This is a genomic window from Microcystis sp., from assembly GCF_048564745.1.
Lineage (GTDB): Bacteria > Cyanobacteriota > Cyanobacteriia > Cyanobacteriales > Microcystaceae > Microcystis > Microcystis ichthyoblabe_A.
The window spans coordinates 1-4,696 of record NZ_JBLZRT010000166.1 but is presented as its reverse complement, the minus strand read 5'-3'; the positions used below and the strand labels follow the sequence as shown (position 1 = coordinate 4,696).

General features: G+C 41.7%; 6 protein-coding genes and 1 pseudogene. 1 reads left to right on the top strand and 6 read right to left on the bottom strand.

Translation table 11 applies throughout. The annotated features are described in order from the left end of the window. Window positions 1-385 precede the first annotated feature (385 nt). Complete coding sequence (locus ACOCD9_RS17955; protein WP_288115892.1) at window positions 386-775, top strand: hypothetical protein; 390 nt, start codon at window positions 386-388, stop codon at window positions 773-775. Between the two features lie 153 nt (window positions 776-928). Here the strand turns inward: ACOCD9_RS17955 and ACOCD9_RS17950 are convergent, their stop codons facing one another. The 6 genes and pseudogenes from ACOCD9_RS17950 to ACOCD9_RS17925 all read right to left on the bottom strand — a co-directional run bounded on the left by ACOCD9_RS17950 (window position 929) and on the right by ACOCD9_RS17925 (window position 4,065). Next, window positions 929-1,213, bottom strand: a complete 285-nt coding sequence (locus ACOCD9_RS17950) for a DUF1214 domain-containing protein (RefSeq protein ID WP_419548103.1) — start codon at window positions 1,211-1,213, stop codon at window positions 929-931. A 219-nt stretch (window positions 1,214-1,432) separates the two neighbouring features. Continuing rightward, the gene (locus tag ACOCD9_RS17945; RefSeq protein WP_419548102.1) at window positions 1,433-1,771 is read right to left on the bottom strand and encodes a DUF2442 domain-containing protein; all 339 of its coding nucleotides are present in this window, start codon (window positions 1,769-1,771) and stop codon (window positions 1,433-1,435) included. Then, window positions 1,725-1,982 (bottom strand): DUF4160 domain-containing protein, encoded by a 258-nt coding sequence (locus ACOCD9_RS17940; RefSeq protein ID WP_002792623.1) that lies wholly within the window; start codon window positions 1,980-1,982, stop codon window positions 1,725-1,727. The genes ACOCD9_RS17945 and ACOCD9_RS17940 overlap by 47 nt, the downstream gene beginning before the upstream one ends. Before the next feature lie 187 nt (window positions 1,983-2,169). Continuing rightward, a pseudogene (locus ACOCD9_RS17935) lies at window positions 2,170-2,268 on the bottom strand (DUF29 family protein); the annotation flags it as partial. A gap of 143 nt (window positions 2,269-2,411) precedes the next feature. After that, window positions 2,412-3,107 (bottom strand): metal ABC transporter ATP-binding protein, encoded by a 696-nt coding sequence (locus ACOCD9_RS17930; protein ID WP_149979722.1) that lies wholly within the window; start codon window positions 3,105-3,107, stop codon window positions 2,412-2,414. 10 nt (window positions 3,108-3,117) lie between these two features. Next, window positions 3,118-4,065 (bottom strand): metal ABC transporter solute-binding protein, Zn/Mn family, encoded by a 948-nt coding sequence (locus ACOCD9_RS17925; RefSeq protein ID WP_287700182.1) that lies wholly within the window; start codon window positions 4,063-4,065, stop codon window positions 3,118-3,120. Window positions 4,066-4,696: the final 631 nt, after the last annotated feature.

Below are 4,696 nucleotides of genomic sequence, written 5' to 3'. Positions count from 1 at the left end.
AAAATTGGGGAATTGTTGACTGTATTTCTTTTATTGTAATGGAAGAGCGTAGAATAACGGAAGCATTAACAACGGATATTCATTTTCAGCAAGCTGGTTTTCGAGCTTTGTTGAGAGATTAATCTCAGGGCAGGCGATCGCACTTCTAAAAATAATCGCACTTTCAACAGCCAAAGTGATCGCATTCATAAATATCCCAAAAATCAGATAATTACGGTGAATAACAATCAATTAGGTGCGTTACATTTCATTAACGCACCCTACAAGATCCACGATCGCACTGGCTGCTTGACAACCCCCCCTGAACGGTTACAAAAAATATTGACAAAAAGATAACGATACGCTAAAGTATACATAGAAGTGATTGATATAGGATGAAAAAACAGTGTCTGATTTCTTCCAAGATTTTAAAGATCCTCTAGAGTTTGCTCATAAAGTTGCAGATCAAGTAACTAACAATTCTTCTCTGCAACAGTCCGTACAAAGTGCAGTACAACAAAATACTGCTCAAGCAGGACAAGCATTAGGAAATGTAATAGTAGGTGGAGCGGCGGCTGTGGGGAGTACTACAGTCGGAGTAGCGGCTGTGGGAGCAGTTACACAAGCTGGAATAATGACAGGAGGTGCTCTTGCTACTCTGGGGACAGCGGCCGCGGGTTCTTGCCCTACTGTGGGTACAGTTATTTTGGCAGCATCTGCTGTTAATCCAGTTGTCTTGGGTACCGTTGCGATTGCAGGGGCAGTCTGTGTGGTTGCCAAAGTTCTAAATGATTAGTTAGTGATCGCACTTTATGGTATTGAGACAGGACTTACGATAAAGCACTAGATATAGCGCGTCTGCGTAAGCCCTCTTTCATCCAGGCTGAGAGTGCGATCGCTGATCTTAATAGTACTACAGATCGGCGATCAAGAAATATTCTGGATAGGACTATTTCAATAACTCGATCTCCCCTGGTCGCCAAGTCTTATCAAAGCAAGGCTCAAGCGGGCCATAAAGCCGAAGAATCCTATTCCAACCCGTGCCCGGATTTGTCTGTACCCAGTTATTTTCCTTACCAGCAGGCGGTTTCGGCCCGAAATAAATATCCACAGAACCATCAGCATTAACTAAAAGTCTCTTTGTCTGACTACCGACACTGGGAAACTGTTGATCCGTCTGAATCTGCGATCGCGTCTGGTTACTGTCAAGAATCACTGACCAGAATAGTAGCACGCTAGGATGTGTTAGCGTAACGCAGAATAATTACAAATTCGTCATGATTAAAAGCAAAAAAGCGCGTTAAGTAACTATTTTTTCAGTCAAGACGGCAATTAGCGATCGCCTCTCCTCATCCCCAAAAAGCGATCACACCATGAGAAGAAAACCTGATCGCACTAAAGTCCAAAATAATCGCAAATCAGATAATTATCGTTAAAAAAACAATTTGGTAAGTTACATTTTATTAGCGTACCCTACACGATCACCGACCATACTAACCGGTTGCTTGTCGAGAGCAATTTCAAATAAAAATTCAGGGGCAAAGTCTGCTCCGTTTGGCCATTCTATTGTCCGACTATTGACATATACTTTTTGAAATAAGCTTTTATCTTTTAAGGGTTCAAAGATTTCTCCATACAATTCTTGTTCTAAATCTACAATCCCTTCTATTCCATTATTAAAGGTTAGCTTTAATTGATACTTATCCAGATATTCCACACAGATAACATGAAGAAATAGCTCCTTTTTAGGGAAGGGGATCGATTCTGTTAAGAGGTTTTCTTTGACGCGCATTTTCCCAGTTCTCCAATAGTTCAGATTGGTGTAGATCAAGCCACTCCCATATTAGATTTAGTCCTCTTTTGGGCATTTGACCACAAACTTCACCTGTGTGAATCATTATAACTGCTTCATAATCTTGATACTCGGCATGGATATGAGGCGGATTGTGATCGTTATAGTTCATGGTGATTTTTATTCCATAGAAGCTTGATAGAGTGGGCATGAGTAAGAATAGTAATAAAGGTTGCTTTCTAAAAGTTTTCCCCCTATTGTAAGCGATCGCCCTTGGCGTTCCTATCCCAAGCAATGACAATTTTAAAGTTTAATCAACAAAATAACAGCGATTACATTGAGCCTAGTCATAGTGAAATTTACAACTAATAATAATAATTTTTGTCTCTGTTGGTTCCCCAATCCAATACATCTGTCTGTCTTTGTCGCAGTTGTTTGGCCGTTTCTTCTAACCAAGCAAGATAGTCTTGTTCGTATAAGTCTTTAGCGCTGGTCAGGTATTAGGTTTTTATTTTTTTGACGCTTATCTAACCTGAAAAAAGAGGGTTTGCAGGCAGGCACGGATTCCCATTATATATATAAGTATCTGTCAAGTGCGGGGATTTGTCAAGGGTTTTGACAGTAGAAAGGGAGAAAACTTTTAACAATACACTTGTTCTAGCATAGCGGTAGTGAGAGATTTTTGGCCGTGATAATAGAGACGACGATTGAGACAACCGATCGATTTAACATAGGTAGATAGGGTTCCCAGATCATGGGAAATAATTAAAATAGTCATCCACTCATTCAATTCTTGCAACAGGGAAAAAATACTAGCACGCATTTGGGGATCGACACTAGCAGTGGGTTCATCTAAAATCAAGAGACGGGGTTCTACCGCTAAAGCGCGAGCGATATAAACCCGTTGGCGCTGTCCTCCCGAAAGTTCGGCAATCGACCTTTTTTTCAACGCTAACATTCCCACACTATCTAAAGCTTTATCTACCCTTAACTCATCTTTTTTACTATAGCCTTGCCAGAGTTTTTTGCTGCTCAATCTCCCCATTTTCACCACCTCACCCACAGTGATGGGAAATGAGCGATCGCATTCGACAAACTGCGGCACATAACCGACTAATTCCCGACCTTTTTGGACACTTTGCCCCAAAATACTGACTTCTCCCCGCCAAGGTTTAATTAATCCCAGTAAAACCTTAAGGAGGGTAGTTTTTCCTCCTCCATTCGGGCCGATAATTCCCAGGAAATCTAATTCTTCAATGGTTAAATTAATATCTTCGAGGATAGGTTCCTGTTCGTAGCCGGCCCAGAGATTATTAATGGTAATGATCGTTGACATATACAAGCAATTACTGATTTAAAACTGTGGCCATTTTTTGGGAAACTTGTCGCAGGTTTTCACTCCAATTTTCAGCAAAGGCACTGATAGGGATTACCTGTCCCCCAATTTCCCTAGCAATAGTTTCGGCACTTTTCTGACTAAATTCTGGTTGAGTAAAAATAACTTTAATATTCTCTTTTTTGGCCTGTTTGATTAGTTGACTTAACTGGGCAGCACTGGGTTCATTACCGTCGATTTCGATCGCAATCATCTCTAAACCGTAATCTTGGGCAAAATAGCCCCATTCGGGATGAAATACCATAAATTTTTTGTTTTTAATCCCTGCCAAGTTTTGCCGAATTTCTTGATCTAATGCGTCTAATTCCTGACTGAATTTTTCCAAGTTAGCTCGATAGATAGCTTCCTGACCCGGATCGAGTTGTGCTAGGGTTTGATAAATAGTCTTTGCCTGTGCTTTGACTCGTTTTGGGGATAACCAAATATGGGGATCTAGGGTGTTTTTTCCAGCTTGCTCTGTTTTTGCCTTGGCATGATCATGATCGTGATTATGATCATGGTTATGATCGTGATCATGTTCTGCTGTCAAAGGGATTTTATCTACTCCTTGACTGGTATCGACGATTAACATCTGTTGGTTAACACTGTTTAAGCGATCTTTCCAGGCATCTTCTAAGGATACACCGATTTTAAAGTAGGCTTGCGATCGGGCTGTGGTTTTTAATTGTTCGGGTTTTGGTTCATAGGTGTGCGGATCTGTCCCGGGTTGAATCATGGCATTAACACTGACTCTATCACCGCCGATGCGTTTGACGAAATATTCCTGCGGTACGATACTCACTGTCACCTGTAAGGGTGTCTTTGCTTCCTCTTCCTTGACCGAGGGACCACTACAAGCTGTTAAGCTGGCTATAGTCAGGGTTAAAGTGATCGCTGTTAACTGGAATTTTTTACCCATCGGATTAACTGAGTCTGATTATGATTCTGATCTTATCACAGTCGGTGAGAATCGTTATCATTCTGAAAATATTTCGGTATAGATGTACTGGTTTTTCGTCCTTCGATCTTTCGCTCCCAATTAAAAATTTTCTCTTGCTAACTAACGCTTGACATGATATTATATAGATAATGGAAAATCCGTGCGCCTGCGACCCCCCTCTGGTCAAGTCAAATAAAGCCCAAAAAAATTAACCCCAAAAAGTAGTGGGTAAACTGGAAACTGATACTCGTTAAGACTGCACCGGAGTGCCGGAGTTGGGAGAGGAAGCCTGAGCATTTGTACTAAAAATCCCAAGAGGCGGTTTAAATTCAGTAGAGCTTAACTAGAGCTTGCTGAATAAATCTAAAAACCGTGTTGGGTAAGACTTTTAGACTTTTTGGGAAATCAAAAAGTACCGTATCTGGGAGTGATAGGGGGGAAAATTCCGGGACTTTTTCCCTGAAAATTAGGTAATTGACCGCCTGAAAATGGGTAAAACCCTACACCCCACACCCTACACCCCACACCCCACACCCGTTCGGACCTCGGCGTGAGCTCGGTCGAACGCTGAGCTCACGGCCGAAGCCCACACCCCACACCCTGTCCCCAC

What these genes read in the sequence shown, in the direction of transcription:
- ACOCD9_RS17945 (WP_419548102.1), bottom strand. Translation starts at nt 1,771, where the DNA reads ATGCGCGTCAAAGAAAACCTCTTAACAGAATCGATCCCCTTCCCTAAA.
- ACOCD9_RS17940 (WP_002792623.1), bottom strand. Translation starts at nt 1,982, where the DNA reads ATGCCCACTCTATCAAGCTTCTATGGAATAAAAATCACCATGAACTAT.
- ACOCD9_RS17930 (WP_149979722.1), bottom strand. Translation starts at nt 3,107, where the DNA reads ATGTCAACGATCATTACCATTAATAATCTCTGGGCCGGCTACGAACAG.
- ACOCD9_RS17925 (WP_287700182.1), bottom strand. Translation starts at nt 4,065, where the DNA reads ATGGGTAAAAAATTCCAGTTAACAGCGATCACTTTAACCCTGACTATA.